Here is a 17,205-nt window from a genome sequence, read left to right on the forward strand (position 1 = left end):
CAGCAAGGTGCACGAACTGGCTATCTTCAGCTCGTGTGTAAAGCATTATTAAATAAGTGGGATCCCTCAGACTCTGCCCACTTATTTCATTGACCTCGGTCTATGATGTCATTCATACCCAAAACAGATAGACTAGCGCGCTTCACATTAAATTAAATGAAAGGATTTCAATTAATGCATAAGCTAATACTCTTAACCGGTCTGGTACTGCTGACATCATGTGCTTCGAACACAAGTATCGTTGCCAATCAATCTACATCCCACAGCAATCCCATCTGCCTGATATCTGGAGTGCCTTCATCAGATATAAAATACACCGTTATTAGTCAGTTAAAGTATGCAAAAAATGGATATGGAAATATTAATAGCGTCCTGCCAATAATAGTGAAACAAGCACAATCCTTAGGTGCTGATGCAATTATTGACTACAACGGTGGTCATCGTTTCGGTTTTTGGCCATGGCAATTTATCAGACCTGTCGTACGTGGCACGGCTGTGACATGGGATTCACCAAATGATATTGACTGTAAAGCATTAGGTGGCACATTCGATACTCAATTGAAAGGCTCTCTTACCACTGACGTATAAAGGGAAGTGAGGGCAGAGTCTGAGGGATCCCCACTGAATTAATATTATGCTTGTGGGTCCTTGATTAAACGCTTGTTAAGCGGGGCCAGACTCTGATCCATTTATTCCAAGGAGCGGCCTGTACCGCGCAAGCCAGCCTGCCATCCATGGTTCACGCATTCACTTGCAAAGAGTCTTCAACGGCCTCAAGTAAAATGGAGCCTGCAGATATAATATCTAAAGCATTAAAAAGCGAACCGGTTGGTTCGCTTTTTGTTTCCGTCATTCCTGTCATGTGTAAATACTTGTCATTCCGATTATGTTTATATTTACGTCATTCCGGTAATGCTTTTGAGCCGGAATCCAGGTGTTTGCTTTATGCTGTGTACTTATTTATGACCTACAGCAACTAACTTCGTTTACAGACTACTTCGGCCAAATCCAGTGATAGAAAGAGAGCCACCATTAATTACGCTTTCGATTGCAGATAATAAACTCTGTCGGCGAGTTTTATGCGTTTTGTGCGTTAACGGGGGGTGACAAACTATAGGCATTTTGATAAAACGTGTTTCGCATTCATGGCATTTACTCGTGGTAATATTTGTTTGGCGATAAATTTGATCACCAAATGCCATGAATGTTTCTCATTTTTTTATCTATCTCGTTATTTTTATTCATTATTTTGTGGGGAGTCGTCAGGATCTGACTCCATTTATTCGACCCATTTATTCGTGGAGACCCCCTCCGTTTCTGACCCCATTTATTATGTAGTCTACAGAGTAAAAATTATAGTATTCATGAAGCTAATGCATGAGGAGCTAAGATGAATGGGATTAAATTTTCGCATATAAATGATAATTCATCTTCATAGATATCTTCCACTTTTGAAAAACAAAACGGATTACTTTCTAAATACTCGACCACAGTTCGAAGTAAGTCGCTACCAAAGCCATCAACAATTAAGCAAGTGCATTTTTTAGGGCTTATACAAGCACAAATATTAGCAATTCCTAAAGAGCTAAAGGTATTTCTCCAAAAAATATTATGTTCATCATCACCTTTTTTATTTGCGAGACACAACTTTAGTCCTTTCTTAAAATCAATGTATTTTATTGGCAAATTAGAACCTAGCGTTATGTCTCTAAATTTTTCATATTTATTTATTTTTTCAAGCTGCATTTTGTTATTAGAAAAGATACTCTTCAATATACTGAAAGGTATTATATTTTCCACTTCTCTTGATTCTGTTGTGATTATTTTAGTTAGTTTTTCACTCTTAACTAATTCAAAAACCTTTGCCGCTGTAGAACCAAAGTTACCACCAGGATAAGTTTTGTCTGAATCTAAAATACAGATGGCAGGTCCATCTTGATCTGATTGATGATCATTAATTACTTGGTGCGTAGTATCCCCTCCACCTAAAACTGATCGATAACTTAAAGATATCCCTTTAATTCCTTTGGTTTTAATGTATGCTTTCGTTAATGATGTGAAAAACCTAATATCAATAGAGTTTTCTGCGATAATTACAGATTCTCTATTTTTGAATTCAGACAGTGGAATGTATATGTTGTCTGTGTCTAATGTTAATGAGTTATGGTGATTTAATTTGTTTGACGTAATATTAATGATGAAATTAAAATTGTTAACTAAATTAAACCATTTAGTTTGGTCTCTATATATTTGTGTAAATGAATTTCTAGTATATTGTGCAAAAGCATTATGCTGAGCTAGTTTTATTAGAAGTTTTTTATCAGCTAAAACAAAGCCTCTTCCATTTTTACGTAAAGAAGCAATATCAGCTAAAGCTTCAATTTCGTCTTCTGTAAACTCATTATTTTCCAAATCATCGATTAGGGACTGATGTAATTTTATAATCATAGCTAGTCTAACTCCGCTTCGAAAAAACCCCACGGCCAGCTTTCTAGGTTTCCTTCATGGTCAAAGTTTGCCATAGTTACTGATGTTGCAGTATCAGGTGATGGTTTATCAAAAATAACTATGGATACATCTTCAGCTGTCAATTTTTTTTGAAAAATTCTGTGGCCTATTTGATTAATAATCGTTTCACTATGAGTCTCAATTATTAATTGAATTTCAGAATTATTTTCTTTCGAAAGTATTATGGCTTTAGCAAAAACATCGACTAAACGAGATTGGAATCTGGGATGCAAGTGAAGCTCTGGTTGTTCAATGATGATTACATTTGAGTTAGACGATATTAAATAACGTTCATCTCTTTTAGGTTTTTCACATGTTGAAAACCAAAGCTGAGTAATAATAGGGAGTATTTGTGAAAAACCAAAGCCCATATCTGTGACATTATAATAGTTTTTAGAGTTTTTATAGCACAACTTTAAACTTAAGTGGCCACCTTCCGAAATAGTTTCGAGCTGAAATCCAAAGTTTTCTAATAACCAATCTTTATACTGTATTTTTTGACTCTCTGTAAGGTTATTTAAAAACATAGCGAGATTTTTGCCTTGGTAATCAACTTCGTCAACACTCAAATCTTGTGCTCTATAATACCGTTCTGCAGTAGCTCTTAATGGCGCAATATACTTAACATTACTAAAGTAACTATCTATATTTTCATTTAGAAGATATAGGAGAGTAGGAAGTTTAAGCGCAAAGATTAGCGAGCGTATAATATCCAACTTGTTTTTATCATTTTTTATAAGAGCTATTTTTTTCTTCCATGTAGAAGTATTGGATACTTTTAATAGACTATTATAAAAATCCTCACCAATATTTTCTATATTGACAAGCTTGTATATTATTTCCATAGGGTTGGATTTGGCATGGCAATAATGCCTAACTTCTTCTTCGAGTTTTTTTATGCCATCATCATTAATAAAGTTAGGAGGCATATTGAATCTATAATAATTCTGGTATTGCTTGTCATTAACTTTAAAGTTAAAAGTAGGTAGTAATGCCGACTTACCATTATCTCTTTGTATAAAGCAATTTTCAAAGACATTAGATAAATTAGTGCTATTGATGAATAAGCTTTCTAATTTTGAGCTTTTATTAAATTTAATCTTACAATCTAAATCTGAATTGACAATTTTTAATTGAGTTATTTCTGCATTTTTGTTTAGTGAATCGCCTTTTATTGTGAACTCAAGTTCATAATCACCTTCTAGCCCTCCAAACATTCTACGAAAATAAGGTGGCTGGTGTTTTCTACTGTTTAATATTTGTGTCTTAAATCCGAAGGTTATAGAGTTATTTACAGAAAATTTTGATAAAACATTTTCATAACTACCAAAATCGACAAATGCACCAAACCATAAAATCGGTCCTCTAGTAATAGCGCTTAAACTTTGACGGAACAATGGGAAAGTTCTTAAAAACGTACTTTTTCCGGAGCTATTCTCACCCAATAAAACTGTTAAAGGTTTTATTTGTATATAGCCAGTATCAGCTAAACTTTTAAGACCTTTAATTCGAATACTTTGCATATACTTCACCTGAAAAATGATTAGCATAAAATGCTTTTATAAGTTCTAAGGGGGCTTTACTAATGTGGCTTACCTTCAAGTTCCTTATTTGTTTGACCATTTTCTAATATTTCATCCTTGATTCCTTAAGCTCTATTTAAAGAACATTTTTTATACATTACGCTATTTTAAACTCTAATAACTGGGTATAGAGTAAACCTTTTTCAAATTCATCATTTCCCTACCTCACTCTTACTCAAACACCGCTGTGCCACTTGATAAACGATTGCATCGACTTGTTGTTGGCTGAGTGTTTGGGTTCGGACGGCTGGTATGGTTTTGACCAGCTGCTTATGATTTAGGATGGGGAACGGTGGCCTAGTTTGGCTGGTGACGTACCAGCCGGGGAATACTAATACTGGGCTGGAGAACACTTGCTGGCCGGTAGCTTTGGTGAGCCACTGGCTGACCCACGTTGCTTGTCGAGTTGCTTGTTCTATTGGTTTGGTTTCAGTCCACGATGGAAAGCATAAGCGGCCATCTTTATAAAATAGTTGGTAGTCTTTACCTTGGGTTGAGCTAGTCGATTTACTGTCGCGTTTGCGCTTGTGGCGGCCTTTGGTTTCGATGGCGAATACGCCATTTTTGCCTATGGCTAAATGGTCGATGTTAAAGCCGTCGGCTTGGATGTCGTGAAACACTTGATAGCCCAAAGCTTGTAAGCCGATTAGCTCATTGGCAGTGGCGATTTCTGCGGTGTGGCCTAGGCGTAATTTGGTGAGTTTGGAAAAGTTTTTCCAGGTTTTATAACCACAATAAGATAATCCGATCATTGAGGTTATGGCAAACATCCAAGGGAATTTGCCGACGGTAATGTGTGCTTGAATGCTGTTAACGGCAAATGGTAGACACACAACCAATACGCCCATTAGCATACTGGCAATCAAATTGATTTGGAGGTCTTGTATCTCTTGCTGTAAGCCAAAAGCGGGAATTCGTTGAAGTTGGTCGCGATCGACGGGTAATTTAACAGTTCTGTCGCGATGTTTCAGCAATACAAACATCACCCCGAGGGTGACGAACATGCTCGAAAGAAGAATGCCTACTGATAATAAACTGGAGGATATACTTGTCATTGTCGTCCTTGCACGTGGTGTGACCTAAGTAATTGGTCGCAATTCTAAATCCATGAATCTGCTGGATTAATATACTCCGAGTTTAATAAAAATGTAAGCACTTCTTAATGCTGTCAAATAATCTATTTTTGAGGGTACTTGTTAAAGAATAAATAGAAACACCTTCACCTATTAGGTATGGGCATCAATTTCATTTATTGCAAAGTAAAATATTGGAGTATTGTAATAAAGCGACCTTATGGGTCGCTTATAACTGACTTTTGAAAGTAATCGTCGATTTATTCAGAGGGTGAATCTACGCTTTCAAGAATGAGTGACTTTAGGCGCTTATTCATTTCAGCTAGAGCTTCTAGATGCTCGCCTCGTACTTTAGGACTAATTTCAAGTGTTTGTTCCTGAGCTGATATGCTGGCATTAAAGGACGCAATGTTGCTTTCTAACTGTTTCTGTTTGTAGAGGAGTTCTGGTGAAGATAATTTACGTTGCTCTAATGCTTTTGTTATTTCAACTAATCCGGCCATAAATGAGCATTGTGAATGATATCTTTGAATGTCCACTAAAGCATTCTCTAAAGAGTAAAATTTTTCATCATCATCATCCTCTTCAAGGATTTTTTGGTTAATTACCGCCCGTGATTTCGTTCTACTTACATCCATCGCTCTTACAATCGCAGTGCTCATTGCATTTGCATAGATTTCCTCATTGGCTATTGATTGAATACCTGTGACAGCGGTCGCTCCGGCGGCTAATTCAGCAGCTGTTTGGGCATGGCTTATAACGGCAGCAGTCCCAGTCAATAGCATAGATAAACTGCCCATACTCACATTCCACGCATTACCATTACTAATAATCGTTGCCTGATGTTGAGTGCATTTATTATCTGAACTGAGTATGGCTTGAGCAATAAAGGCTTTACGTTGTTCTTTGTTAGCATTGAGGTTGATTATGTCTTGAGTGGTTAATTTAATTTCTCCTTCTGGATTAAAATACGGAATAGGTTGTGCTTCCGTACCATAATCATTATCGGCGATAAGTTGATCTGGAAGGTAAGTTTTTGCGAGCGTGCCACATCCTTGTATCAGAGTAACTATTATAATAAACAGTAGCTTATTCATACTATATCCTTATATTGCAACACCGTGGTGGTTGTTTTTTGTACATTTCAATATTGAATTTAGTCTATATATGTGAATTACAGTAATCAGCGATTAGTATTAAAATTTTCTAAACGGTATTAATACTGTCACTTAAGATTGTTAACGATGCGTAGATAAGTGGGGGAAGTGGGGCAAGTAGATAAGTGTGGTCAGAGTCTGAGGTATCCCCACGAATTTAATTTCATGTTTGCGGATCCTTGATTAACGATTTTAGCGTCTTAATTCCAGCTAGCCAGTGAGACTTCAGCAGCCTTAAAGACTTATCTTTGTAAGCTCTTAATCCAATAAATTGATTTGATAAAACATTACGGTGCTTGATTGAATTCGTGGGGATCCCTCAGGGTTAGGGTTATCTTCGGGAGTAATAAAGAGTAGTGAATAAGCACGGGGAGCCGGAATAAAATGCGGCTGATTTCAGCAAAATGATTACAGTTACCATTTACCCGAGCGTGAAACATAAAAAGGCCTGCTTATTTTAAGCAGGCCTTTTGGGTTTAGTTTTCGCTGTTAGTCATGTTCACTTCAAAAACATCGCTTAAGCTAGTCACTATTTGGGTAAGTCACTTTCTACACAAGCAGTTATAAAATCAGTCTTAGAACTGGTTCATTGTGTTGTCTTTACCAGACGCTTTAAGCGCTTGGTCACCAGAGAAGTACTCTTTATGTGCATCACCCATATCTGAACCAGCCATGTTTTGATGTTTAACACAGGCGATACCTTGACGGATTTCCTTACGTTGAACATTGGCAACATAACCCAACATGCCTTGGTCACCGAAGTATTCTTTAGCCAAGTTGTCGGTAGACAGTGCTGCTGTATGGTAAGTCGGTAGTGTAATCAGGTGATGGAAAATACCTGCTTCACGGGCCGAGTCAGATTGGAAAGTACGAATCTTTTCATCAGCTTGGATAGCAAGCTCAGTGCCATCGTAATCAACACTCATTAATTGAGGGCGGTCGTAAGCTGACACGTCTTGTCCTGCTTTTTGCATCGCATCAAATATTTGCTGACGGAAGTTAAGCGTCCAGTTAAACGATGGCGAGTTGTTATACACAAGCTTGGCATTAGGAACAACTTTACGGATTTCGTTAACCATGGCACCGATTTGAGATACATGAGGCTTTTCAGTTTCAATCCACAATAAATCAGCGCCATTTTGCAATGAGGTAATACAATCAAGTACACAACGTTCTTCACCCGTACCGGCACGGAACTTAAATAAGCCATTTGGTAGACGAGCCGGTTTCACCAGTTTGCCACCTTGCTTGAATACCACATCACCATTTTCAAGTTTTGCAGCATCAACGGCTTCAACTTCAAGGAAGCTATTGTATAAATCGCCTAGATCGCCAGCTTCTTTAGTGACAGCAATTTTTTGAGTTAAGCCTGCACCTAATGAATCGGTACGCGCAACAATCACGCCGTCATCGATACCGAGTTCTAAAAATGCATAACGAACCGCATTAATTTTTGCTAAAAATTCAACATGTGGCACGGTGACTTTACCGTCCTGGTGGCCACACTGTTTTACATCTGACACTTGGTTTTCTAATTGAATACAACAAGCACCGGCTTCAATCATTTGTTTTGCCATCAAGTAAGTGGCTTCTTCGTTACCAAAACCGGCATCAATGTCGGCAATAATAGGTACAACGTGGGTTTCGAAGTTTTCAATTTTGTGTTGAATCGCGGCTTTATCTGACTCTTTGGCACTATCTAATTCGCGGAAAAGACCACCTAGTTCACGAGCATCAGCTTGACGTAGGAAGGTGTATAACTCTTTAATCAACGCAGCAACAGAGGTTTTTTCATGCATAGATTGGTCAGGTAATGGACCAAACTCACTACGCAGTGCAGCTACCATCCAACCTGAAAGATATAAGTAACGACGCTTGGTGGTTAAAAGGTGTTTTTTAATCGAAATCATTTTTTGTTGGGCGATAAAACCATGCCAGCAACCTAAAGACTGAGTGTACTGCGATGAGTCCTTGTCGTAGTTGTCCATGTCTTCACGCATGATCTTGGCAGTGTACTTTGCGATGTCTAACCCAGTTTTAAAGCGATTTTGTAGACGCATACGAGCGACTGACTCTGGGTTGATGGCATTCCATGCACTACCTTCCGAATTAATCAAGGTGGCAGCTTCATCGATATTATTTTTGTAGTGAGTCATGTGTTTATTCCTTAACAAATAGATTAGCGGCAATTGATTACGTTGAAAATAATAGCTAGACTTGGTTAAATAAACCTAATTTATACTTACTATCTTCGGTATTCACCATATGAATGTATCTCGTATCGACTTGAACCTCCTTGTTTATTTAGATGTTTTACTACGTGAAAGAAATGTTACTAAAGCGGCAGACCAGCTTGGGATCAGCCAGCCTGCAATGAGTAACGGCCTAAAACGCTTACGAAACTTGTTTGATGATCCCTTACTTATTCGCACGAGCCAGGGCATGACGCCGACCGAACGTGCAAATGAATTACAACCCATTATCAGTGAGCTGATTATTGGGCTGGAAAAAGCCGTACAACCGCGCGCCAATTTTGATCCACTGGAAAGTGATAAAGTCTTCCGTGTTATGGCAAGTGATTATGCTGAAGCGACATTAATTCCGCCGCTCATTGCTAAGCTTCGTACTCAAGCACCCAACATTATTTTAGATATCATGACCCCAAGTGATGTCAGTTTCCCTGATGTAGAACAAGGAAGAGTCGATATGGTGATCAACCGTTTTGACAGTATTCCGCAATCATTTCATCAAAAAATATTGTGGAGTGATGATTTTAGCTGCCTGATTAGTAAGGGTAATCCTGTTTTAAAGAAGTTTTCTTTAGACAGTTATTTAAAAGCTAAGCATGTGTGGGTGAGTAAAACAGGGATGGGTGTTGGGGTAGGGATGAACCCAGATGATGTTCAGCGTTTGGGCTGGGTAGATGAAGCATTAACGCGAATGGGTGTGAAACGCCAGATCACCGTTTTTACACGCCATTATCAAGCCGCCTGTTTGTTGGCTGAGCAACAAGATTTGATCGCAACCATACCAAGTAAGATGGCACGTCATCACATCAATAATGAACGGGTGAGCATTGTTCCGCCGCCTTTTATTATTCAACCCATCGCCTTGACTATGGCCTGGAGCCCTTTGCTTCAACATAATCCCGCGCATCAATGGATGCGACAACTTATCACTAAAACCGCAGAAGATATAAATAGAGGTGATGTTTAATCTTACTGTTATTGTGATTTTTAGTTACGTATATGTTGTAAATTAACCAAAAAACACCATTTTGCCATATCTTTGGTGAATAGTGGTGATAGTAAGTATAAATTGGATAAATAAGATAGCTTTGATATAGAGTAAAGTATTACTGCGTATGAACAGTAAGCTGTTAACAGTGGAATGAGTTTGCGCGAGTTATTTATGGCTAATGCTTATGACTGGAGATTCGGGACTAATGATTTGTGGCTAATGATTTAGGGCCAATGATTTAAGGCATATGATTTAGTACTGAGTTTACAGTCAACGCACAGGAATTAAGGTAGGGATATAAAATGACAGCACGTATTCAAGTAGGTGGATTACACATAGCGCAAGCATTGTGGCAATTGGTCGACAGTGACATTTGCCCAGGTACTGGCATTGATTCAGCAACCTTTTGGGCAAAATTTGAGGATATTATTAGCGAATTTTCTCCCGTTAATGTGAAGCTGTTAGAAAAAAGACAACAACTACAACAGCAAATTGATCAATGGCATATTGACCATCCCACCAAAGATTTTGACCCTGCACAATATAAAGCTTTTCTATTTGAAATAGGTTATCTGGTGCCTGAGGGGGAGGCTTTTCAAATTAGCACTGAAAATGTCGACCATGAAATTGCCGCGCAAGCGGGACCACAACTTGTAGTGCCGGTTAAAAATGCTCGCTTTGCGCTTAACGCTGCCAATGCTCGTTGGGGCAGCTTGTATGATGCGCTATATGGCACTGACGCGATATCTGAAGAAGGTGGCGCGGAGCTCACTAAACAATACAACCCGGTACGCGGCAATAAAGTTATCGCTTTTGCCAAACAACACTTAGATACCGCTTCGCCCTTAGCACAAGGCAGCCATGCCGATGTGACCCGTTATTACCTCGATGCGGGTGTGTTACGGGTGCAATTAACTGACGGCTCTACCACAACCTTAGCCCAAACCGATAAGTGTGTGGGTTACCAAGGTAGTGCCGATGCACCCAGTGCTATTTTGTTAGTTAATAATGGTCTGCATATCGAAATTCAAATCGATCCAAGCAGTGTTATTGGTGGCAGCGATCGCGCTGGCGTTAAAGACTTACTGGTTGAAGCCGCTGTTACCACCATTATGGACTGTGAAGACTCTGTCGCCGCAGTGGATGCTGAAGACAAGGTTGAAGTTTATCGCAATTGGTTAGGTTTAATGCAAGGTAACTTATCTGCTTCGCTGACTAAAAATGGCAAAGAGATCGTTAGAGAACTCAATGACGATCGCGTCTATACCGCAGCTAATGTCAACCAGAGTACCAACCAGAATGCAGAGGTAAAAACAGTCACTTTACCCGGCAGAAGTTTGCTATTTGCGCGTAATGTGGGTCACTTGATGACCATTGATGCTGTGCTGGATAAAAATGGTAACCAAGTACCTGAAGGGATACTTGATGGCATGATAACTGTGCTCGCTGCGATGCATGACCTTAAAGGTAACAATAATGGTCGTAATAATAGCCGTAAAGGTTCAGTGAATATTGTAAAACCTAAAATGCATGGTCCTGAAGAAGTGCAATTTACCTGTGATCTGTTTACTAAGATAGAAGATGCGCTCAAGCTTCCGCGTAATACGATTAAGGTCGGCATTATGGATGAAGAGCGCAGAACGACACTGAATTTAAAAGAGTGCATTAGGGCTGCGAAAGATCGCGTCGTGTTTATTAATACCGGCTTTCTTGACCGTACGGGTGATGAGCTGCATACCTCAATGCTAGCGGGCGCGTTTGTGCCTAAATCGGTGATGAAACAGCAAAAATGGATTAGTGCTTACGAAGATTGGAATGTCGATATTGGGCTTGAATGTGGCTTACAAGGTCGCGCTCAAATCGGTAAAGGCATGTGGCCAATGCCAGATGAAATGGCAGCGATGCTTGAGCAAAAAGTGGCTCATCCTAAAGCGGGCGCAAATACAGCGTGGGTGCCGTCGCCAAATGGTGCTGTGCTGCATTCTACTCATTATCACCAAATTAATGTGGCAGACGTTCAGCAACACATTAAGCAACGCCCACGTGCTAGCATTGACAGTTTGTTAACCATTCCTTTACTTGCTGAAGGGGTTACACTCACCAATGAGCAAATTGCTTTTGAACTAGAAAATAATGCCCAGGGTATTTTGGGGTATGTTGTGCGCTGGATTGACCAAGGTGTGGGTTGTTCAAAAGTGCCTGATATTAATAATGTCGGCTTGATGGAAGACAGAGCAACCTTGCGAATTTCGTCGCAATATTTAACCAATTGGCTTGAGCATGGCATATGCAGTGAAGCACAAGTGATGGCCGCGTTGAAAAAAATGGCCGCTGTGGTCGATACTCAAAATGCAGGTGATCCGCTGTACACTAATATGGCGCCTCACTTTGACGGCATCGCCTTTAAAGCGGCATGCGATCTGATTTTTAAAGGCAAATCTCAACCATCTGGTTACACAGAGCCTTTGCTACATGCTTATCGAATTCAAGCTAAAGCAGGTTAATCTTTACCGTTAATACTTGCACTGAGTGACTAAATAACCTCAACTCGGGATAATAAACGCCTTTCAAGCAGTCCTTTGCCCTGCTAACTGCGTTGAATGAACTTGCAATAGGCTAGCTATTGAGGCGTTCATTCGCCTTGTTAGCAAAACAAATGACAAGTTTGAAATAGTTGAACAATAATACTTTGATATTAAGCATTTTGTTTCCATTTCTAATCCCGAGACCAGGTTATTTAGCTTATTTCAGTTAAGGAGATAGACCATGAATGTGCGCGATATTATGACCCCTAATCCGGTGTGTATTAGCCATGAGGCTAGCCTTAAAGATGCGCATCAATTAATGCAAAGCCGTAATGTGCGTCATTTACCGGTGATCAGTGAATCAACAGGGCAGTTTATTGGGATGCTAACCCATAAAAAGATGATCGCTGTTGTATTAACCATGCTCAATAAGTATGGCCAAGGGGCGTTAGATAGAAAGGAGCGCTTTACGCCGATTGCCGAGGTGATGGATACCCAAGTGCAGAAGCTCGGTTTGGACGAGCCGCTGACGGTTGTAGTGCAATATTTTATCGACAATAAACTGGGTTGTTTACCTGTGGTTGATGAACACAATAAGGTACTAGGGATTGTGACATCGTCAGATTTTGTCAAACTTTGCCAGCGCCTACTACTAGCGCAAAAGTAACGATATTGGTCTTTTTCTGCTCGAGCTAAGCAGAACATTGACATGTGCAGCCTGAGTTGACTCTCAGTTTTACATTTATGTATAAGTGAAATATAGCTCTACAGCTAGCCTGAATAAAATGGTGACTAAACCAATAATAAATGTAGAAAATACTAAAATAAATATAGGAAGATAACCTAAAATCCCTTCATTTGCTTTAAGTGTTGCAAAATGTATGATTCCGTAAAACGTTACGGAATAACCGATGAAATGGAGGACATAATAATCTATCGTAAATATGTTTAATGCACAGTATATCGCTACAAGGCTGGGAATAAAAAAGGAGCATAGACCTAGCACTAAATTAGAAGTACTAGCAACCCAATGTCGTAAAGGTTGGTTTTCATATCTTTCTACTTCAAGCTTAATCTGTTCATCTAGTGTAAGACCTGTCAGCTTCATTTCTTTAGCTCTTCTGGCAAGATGTTGCTTTGAACGTTTGTTATCAAGCCAAATACTAAAACCAAAAAGCAGAAGGCAGGCTGCCATGAATATTAATGAGTAATATCCATATTCAACTTTAAAGTAATGACTGTATTTCAAAAGGGTTACCTCATATTTACAATACTGTAAGTTTAATTAATTATTTCTATTAGCCAATATTTTGCAGTTTTAAGATTCAGGCTACTATCTACAAATGGATTGAATTTAGACTAATTCCATCTTTGTTCGAAAACCAAACTAAATAAGTTGTATCATTAATGTCGGCAGTGATGAAAGCTGCACTTTAGATTCATGAAAAATATTACCTGGCAGCCGTGTTTTTTTTCGGTAAAACTAAAGTTGCCTTCTGAATCCGTGATTGTTTCATCAACATACTCTTCGTCACCGAATATTAGACAACGTATGATATTTTGGCTGGTGATAGGTTTTAGTTATTTGATAGTTTTCCATGAATTATGGGGCTGAGTTCTACAGTAGACTTATTAAGCATTCCTAGCATAATTTCATCCTTAAAATTTAAAGTGAACAAATAGATCTAACAATTAGGGGGTATTCAGGTGCCTCCACATTGACTAATTCAAACACCTCTTCGTCATTGCATATATCTGGATTTAGATTTCTTAAGTGTGACTTGCAAACATTAGGACAGGTAATGTTATGTTGATTTGTGGCCCAGATATAAGTTTCGCTATCATTGTCATCCAACGTAAACTCTAAAACTTGTCTAACAACAGGTTCATGTAAAATATTACCTGGTAAGCGTGATTTGATAGCTTTTGCTGTAAAACTAAATTCACCTTCAGCGTTAGTCATACAGTTATCTGAATATTCTTCATCTGCATAGGTGAGGCTACGTTCTATGAGTAGCTCTTTAATGGGGATGCCATTGTTTGTTATTTTTCCTGAAACTTCTGGGCATAATTCAACAGTATGTTTCTTAAGCATTCCTAGCATATTTCTGCTCCTTGCAAATATGGAGAGCGATTATAATCCTCGTATTTAAGAAGTAAACTATTTGCGGGTAAAGAATAAACAATAGATTTAAAACTCCTTTATTTATATATCCTTAATAATGTTTTATGGCTTCTGAATAGTTAGTTTTGGCGTATTTAACATGTCAGGTGATTGCTGAAGTTAGTAGAGGTTGAGCAGACGTTTCTCCCACTGACGGCCTGGCAAATTTAAATCAATGTAAAACAAAAAAATCGACCTGAAGGTCGCTTTTTTATTGGCTGAAAAATGCAGGGTTAGCGTTAACGACACAAATCACCAGTCGTTAAATCAATGATGATGTTTATTGTAATGACGCCACAATCTCACGGAAAAATTCGATGGTTTCTTGTTTTGAATTCAGTTCATCAAGAAAGCCTAAATCGGCACTGTTTTTAACGATCACCACATTGTGTTTTTGGTTTACATAAATATATTGTCCGTATACACCGACACAGAAAAATTCACCTTGCTGTGCTTCTGGCGGTAACCAAATTTGATAGCCATACCCTAATTTTCCGACTTGTGGTTGTAGGTAATCTGCTTGCGGTGTAGTGGCGGCTTTTATCCAAGCAGCTGACACTATTTGTTTGCCATTAAATGCGCCATTATTGAGTAATAAGCGGCCAAAGCGGGCGTAGTCGCGGGTAGTAACATTTAAGCCGCCTAATGCAAATGCGCTACCTTGGGAGTCAGTAAGCCAGTAGGCATCACTTTCCATACCGATGGTGTTCCAAATTTTTTGCTGTAAAAGTTCGACTAATGATTTATTAGTTACTCGTCTTAGAATCATGCCAATAACGTGGGTGTCCATGCTGACATAATGAAATGCTTTGCCTGGGGCTGACTCATTAACCAGTTCGCTGGTCATTTGATCTAACGAGCCGCCAATGGCCAGTACTCGGCCCATTTTGTTAATGTCAGAATAAAAATCTAGATAGTCTTCGTTCCACTTAACCCCGGACGACATTTGCAATACGTGTTTTACTTTGACGTTGCCATAACCAGACTTGGCAAGTTCTGGCAGATAAAAGCCGACGGTTTTTTCAATGTCTATGTTGCCAGCATCCACCTGCATGCCGAACAATATCGACACAAATGATTTGGCCATTGACCACGAGATACGCTTGTCATCACTTTTGGTGCCTAGAAAATATTGCTCGTAGGTTACTTTGTCATTTTTAAGCACCAGCAAGGCGGTTGTTGCCCTGCGAGTGAGAAACGCTTCGGTATTAGTTGAGCTGTTTCGATAGGTAAACGATTCAGGCAAAGGTGTTAAGGCGACGTCGAACACATAAGGCTCGCCTTGTTTATCGATTTTTTTGTTAAAAAAGACATCCTTCATATTGGAGAAATTATTTACCACGAGGGATTCATCAAATAAGGTGACTACGCTGTATAAGCGATTAACGCTTTGCCAATTAAACGCAACAAGAACGATGACAATAATAAAGATGCTGAGTAAGGCAGCTTTGATGAACTTAAACAAAGTCGACATTGACGTTTCCAGGTAGATAAAATTGATGTAATGACAATAACCTATAGTCATCATCAACATAAATCAAATAGTTAACCTGCTTGTTATTGCCGACCTTGGACGTTATGCACCTTGTGTTGAAATACTCACAATATCCCCATGCGATAAAGCTGGTTTTATTCAAACATCGCCGTTAGATTTACCGCTTATATGTGGTCACTTTTGTGAATGCAAACACCGCGGTAGTGTTTATGTTTACTGTTATTCACCTTGCTGCCATTGGCTAATCTGTTATATCAGTTGTTTTAATTAACATTTATTTAACTGGGTGGTTACAGGTTTATCTATTGCTAAAGTAGGTAATAGTGATGCGCTACACATTACATCTAATGTATTGCATTGAAAAATATCATTAATTTTACATTTTTGGTTTATTTTAGCATTTCATTACTTTAGAGTATGCGCCGCTAGGAAAGCGCGTTAGCCCGACGGTAAGGTTAGGCTACATTTGAGTTAATGGATAAACCCCCTTTTTATGATTTATCCATTCTTTATATCTGCTTGAATCTCCTAGCGTAAAATAATCAAATAAAGGAATGATTGATGAAAAACGTTACTGCATTAGCACTAGTATTAGGTTTTGCTGCACTACCAGCTGTAGCTGCACAAGATGCACCATTTCAACACGAAGCGGGTTTGCAATACTCTGCTAATACTGAAGAGTTCGGTGATGGTCAATGGGATCTAAACTACCGTTTCTATTTCGATTCTGTGTCACAAGAAAAAGGCCCATATGCATTAAATGGCTTTTTAGCACAAGCTACCAATGTTGGCGCTAGCTATTCAATGATTGATGATGCTGACATTGATGTTTTCTCTGTTGATGGCACTTATGTTTTTGATTCAAAGTGGTTTGTTGGCGCTAAAGTAGAGCGTTTTGACGCTGGTGTTTTTGATACTGATATTTACCAACTTGATGTAGGTTATTACTTCAACGACAGCTCAAAAGTAGCGGCATTCTATGTTGATGGTAGTGATATTGACTCAAGCTATGGTCTTGAAGCTCGCAGCTTTATCGATCTTAAAAGCACTACTGGTATCGATTTAGGCGCTATGTGGACTCATACTGATGCAGACGATCTCTTTAATGTAAACGCTGACTGGTATGTGACTAAAGCATGGTCTGTGGGTTTAGGTTACGCAGACATCGGTTCTGATGATTTTTTCATTGCTAAAACAGCTTACTGGTTACGCATCTCTGACGCTTTTTCTGCAACATTTGAATTGTCTAAAGATCTTGATTCAGACGTAGACGGTTTCGGTGCTGCAATTGGTGTTGTTGGCCGTTTCTAAGCTAAAAGGCTATTAATAATAGCTTATCAATAAAAGCTTATTGATATCGATCATTTACCCAAAAAAAAGGAGCCTTAACCAGGCTCCTTTTTTGTCTGTGTATCCATATTGTGTCTGTAATAGTGGCAAAATAATTCAGTTATAAATAT

The 17,205-nt window shown here is 38.9% G+C and carries 14 protein-coding genes and 2 pseudogenes; 5 read left to right on the forward strand and 11 right to left on the reverse strand.

From position 1 onward, the window contains the following. The first annotated feature begins 174 nt into the window (after positions 1-174). Positions 175-588: a hypothetical protein gene (locus AAEY97_RS08630; protein WP_335690769.1), complete on the forward strand. Its 414-nt coding sequence runs from the start codon at positions 175-177 to the stop codon at positions 586-588. A 151-nt stretch (positions 589-739) separates the two neighbouring features. Here the strand turns inward: AAEY97_RS08630 and AAEY97_RS08635 are convergent, their stop codons facing one another. The 8 genes and pseudogenes from AAEY97_RS08635 to AAEY97_RS08670 form a co-directional block, all read right to left on the reverse strand. Further along, positions 740-862: a hypothetical protein gene (locus AAEY97_RS08635; protein ID WP_350998096.1), complete on the reverse strand. Its 123-nt coding sequence runs from the start codon at positions 860-862 to the stop codon at positions 740-742. A 136-nt stretch (positions 863-998) separates the two neighbouring features. Further along, positions 999-1,147 (reverse strand): annotated as a pseudogene (locus AAEY97_RS08640) (IS4 family transposase); the annotation flags it as partial. Positions 1,148-1,362: 215 nt separating this feature from the next. Next, positions 1,363-2,448 carry a hypothetical protein gene (locus AAEY97_RS08645; RefSeq protein ID WP_350998099.1) on the reverse strand — a complete coding sequence of 362 codons (1,086 nt, stop codon included), beginning with the start codon at positions 2,446-2,448 and terminating at the stop codon, positions 1,363-1,365. 2 nt (positions 2,449-2,450) lie between these two features. Further along, positions 2,451-4,031 carry an AAA family ATPase gene (locus AAEY97_RS08650; protein ID WP_350998102.1) on the reverse strand — a complete coding sequence of 527 codons (1,581 nt, stop codon included), beginning with the start codon at positions 4,029-4,031 and terminating at the stop codon, positions 2,451-2,453. A 212-nt stretch (positions 4,032-4,243) separates the two neighbouring features. Next, positions 4,244-5,146, reverse strand: coding sequence for a nuclease-related domain-containing protein (locus tag AAEY97_RS08655; RefSeq protein ID WP_350998105.1), 903 nt, complete (start codon positions 5,144-5,146; stop codon positions 4,244-4,246). A 278-nt stretch (positions 5,147-5,424) separates the two neighbouring features. Then, positions 5,425-6,261 carry a hypothetical protein gene (locus AAEY97_RS08660; RefSeq protein ID WP_350998108.1) on the reverse strand — a complete coding sequence of 279 codons (837 nt, stop codon included), beginning with the start codon at positions 6,259-6,261 and terminating at the stop codon, positions 5,425-5,427. A gap of 223 nt (positions 6,262-6,484) precedes the next feature. Beyond that, a pseudogene (locus AAEY97_RS08665) lies at positions 6,485-6,628 on the reverse strand (IS4 family transposase); the annotation flags it as partial. 268 nt (positions 6,629-6,896) lie between these two features. Then, complete coding sequence (locus AAEY97_RS08670; protein WP_350998111.1) at positions 6,897-8,477, reverse strand: isocitrate lyase; 1,581 nt, start codon at positions 8,475-8,477, stop codon at positions 6,897-6,899. Positions 8,478-8,586: 109 nt separating this feature from the next. Here AAEY97_RS08670 and AAEY97_RS08675 point away from each other — a divergent pair, with 109 nt between their 5' ends. From AAEY97_RS08675 to AAEY97_RS08685, 3 genes are all read left to right on the forward strand, one after another. Further along, positions 8,587-9,537: a LysR family transcriptional regulator gene (locus AAEY97_RS08675; RefSeq protein WP_350998114.1), complete on the forward strand. Its 951-nt coding sequence runs from the start codon at positions 8,587-8,589 to the stop codon at positions 9,535-9,537. 326 nt (positions 9,538-9,863) lie between these two features. Continuing rightward, the gene (locus AAEY97_RS08680) at positions 9,864-12,065 is read left to right on the forward strand and encodes a malate synthase G (RefSeq protein ID WP_350998116.1); all 2,202 of its coding nucleotides are present in this window, start codon (positions 9,864-9,866) and stop codon (positions 12,063-12,065) included. 262 nt (positions 12,066-12,327) lie between these two features. Further along, a complete protein-coding gene (locus AAEY97_RS08685) occupies positions 12,328-12,753 on the forward strand; it encodes a CBS domain-containing protein (protein WP_335690778.1) in 426 nt (141 codons plus the stop codon). Between the two features lie 75 nt (positions 12,754-12,828). Here the strand turns inward: AAEY97_RS08685 and AAEY97_RS08690 are convergent, their stop codons facing one another. From AAEY97_RS08690 to AAEY97_RS08700, 3 genes are all read right to left on the reverse strand, one after another. Next, positions 12,829-13,335 (reverse strand): hypothetical protein, encoded by a 507-nt coding sequence (locus AAEY97_RS08690; RefSeq protein ID WP_192115544.1) that lies wholly within the window; start codon positions 13,333-13,335, stop codon positions 12,829-12,831. 417 nt (positions 13,336-13,752) lie between these two features. Then, complete coding sequence (locus tag AAEY97_RS08695) at positions 13,753-14,190, reverse strand: DUF6795 domain-containing protein (RefSeq protein ID WP_350998121.1); 438 nt, start codon at positions 14,188-14,190, stop codon at positions 13,753-13,755. A gap of 340 nt (positions 14,191-14,530) precedes the next feature. Then, positions 14,531-15,724, reverse strand: coding sequence for a serine hydrolase domain-containing protein (locus tag AAEY97_RS08700; protein ID WP_350998124.1), 1,194 nt, complete (start codon positions 15,722-15,724; stop codon positions 14,531-14,533). Positions 15,725-16,306: 582 nt separating this feature from the next. Between AAEY97_RS08700 and AAEY97_RS08705 the strand changes: the two genes are divergently transcribed. Next, on the forward strand, positions 16,307-17,056 hold the full coding sequence (locus AAEY97_RS08705; protein WP_162022363.1) for a putative porin: 750 nt from the start codon (positions 16,307-16,309) through the stop codon (positions 17,054-17,056). The last annotated feature ends 149 nt before the right edge of the window (positions 17,057-17,205 follow it).

The sequence above is a fragment of the Shewanella sp. TB7-MNA-CIBAN-0143 genome, from assembly GCF_040310065.1.
Classification (GTDB): Bacteria; Pseudomonadota; Gammaproteobacteria; order Enterobacterales; family Shewanellaceae; genus Shewanella.

What these genes read in the sequence shown, in the direction of transcription:
- AAEY97_RS08630 (WP_335690769.1), top strand. Translation starts at nt 175, where the DNA reads ATGCATAAGCTAATACTCTTAACCGGTCTGGTACTGCTGACATCATGT.
- AAEY97_RS08635 (WP_350998096.1), bottom strand. Translation starts at nt 862, where the DNA reads ATGACAGGAATGACGGAAACAAAAAGCGAACCAACCGGTTCGCTTTTT.
- AAEY97_RS08645 (WP_350998099.1), bottom strand. Translation starts at nt 2,448, where the DNA reads ATGATTATAAAATTACATCAGTCCCTAATCGATGATTTGGAAAATAAT.
- AAEY97_RS08650 (WP_350998102.1), bottom strand. Translation starts at nt 4,031, where the DNA reads ATGCAAAGTATTCGAATTAAAGGTCTTAAAAGTTTAGCTGATACTGGC.
- AAEY97_RS08655 (WP_350998105.1), bottom strand. Translation starts at nt 5,146, where the DNA reads ATGACAAGTATATCCTCCAGTTTATTATCAGTAGGCATTCTTCTTTCG.
- AAEY97_RS08660 (WP_350998108.1), bottom strand. Translation starts at nt 6,261, where the DNA reads ATGAATAAGCTACTGTTTATTATAATAGTTACTCTGATACAAGGATGT.
- AAEY97_RS08670 (WP_350998111.1), bottom strand. Translation starts at nt 8,477, where the DNA reads ATGACTCACTACAAAAATAATATCGATGAAGCTGCCACCTTGATTAAT.
- AAEY97_RS08675 (WP_350998114.1), top strand. Translation starts at nt 8,587, where the DNA reads ATGAATGTATCTCGTATCGACTTGAACCTCCTTGTTTATTTAGATGTT.
- AAEY97_RS08680 (WP_350998116.1), top strand. Translation starts at nt 9,864, where the DNA reads ATGACAGCACGTATTCAAGTAGGTGGATTACACATAGCGCAAGCATTG.
- AAEY97_RS08685 (WP_335690778.1), top strand. Translation starts at nt 12,328, where the DNA reads ATGAATGTGCGCGATATTATGACCCCTAATCCGGTGTGTATTAGCCAT.
- AAEY97_RS08695 (WP_350998121.1), bottom strand. Translation starts at nt 14,190, where the DNA reads ATGCTAGGAATGCTTAAGAAACATACTGTTGAATTATGCCCAGAAGTT.
- AAEY97_RS08700 (WP_350998124.1), bottom strand. Translation starts at nt 15,724, where the DNA reads ATGTCGACTTTGTTTAAGTTCATCAAAGCTGCCTTACTCAGCATCTTT.
- AAEY97_RS08705 (WP_162022363.1), top strand. Translation starts at nt 16,307, where the DNA reads ATGAAAAACGTTACTGCATTAGCACTAGTATTAGGTTTTGCTGCACTA.